General features: G+C 52.9%; 1 protein-coding gene. It reads right to left on the bottom strand.

Annotated elements, in window-relative coordinates; translation table 11 throughout:
* Nucleotides 1-671 (bottom strand): GTP-binding protein (locus ACOKCT_RS22950; RefSeq protein ID WP_420193916.1); only part of this gene is annotated, 671 nt, incomplete at both ends.

Genomic DNA, 671 nt, shown 5'->3' with positions numbered 1-671 from the left:
GTCTCTTTGATACCAACGATTTCAACTTCTTCACCCACTTTGATGATACCGCGCTCTACACGACCGGTAACAACGGTACCACGACCGGAGATGGAGAATACGTCTTCGATTGGCAGCAGGAATGGCTTGTCGATAGCACGCTCTGGTTCTGGGATGTAAGAATCCAGGTAGCCAGCCAGTTCGATGATTTTCTCTTCCCACTCAGCTTCGCCTTCCAGCGCTTTCAGCGCGGAACCACGAACGATTGGGGTATCGTCGCCTGGGAAATCGTACTGAGACAGCAGTTCACGAACTTCCATCTCTACCAGTTCCAGCAGCTCTTCGTCATCAACCATGTCGCATTTGTTCAGGAACACGATGATGAAAGGAACGCCTACCTGACGACCCAGCAGGATGTGCTCACGGGTCTGAGGCATTGGGCCGTCAGTCGCAGCAACAACCAGGATCGCGCCGTCCATCTGCGCAGCACCGGTGATCATGTTTTTAACATAGTCGGCGTGGCCTGGGCAGTCTACGTGTGCGTAGTGGCGAGTCGGGGTGTCATATTCAACGTGAGAAGTGTTGATGGTGATACCACGAGCTTTTTCTTCTGGTGCGTTATCGATCTGGTCGAATGCACGAGCAGAACCACCGTAGGTTTTAGCCAGAACGGTAGTGATTGCAGCGGTCAG

The sequence above is a fragment of the Leclercia sp. M-A074-M genome (assembly GCF_965195605.1).
Taxonomy (GTDB): domain Bacteria; phylum Pseudomonadota; class Gammaproteobacteria; order Enterobacterales; family Enterobacteriaceae; genus Enterobacter.
This window is presented reverse-complemented; position numbering and strand designations above follow the sequence as displayed.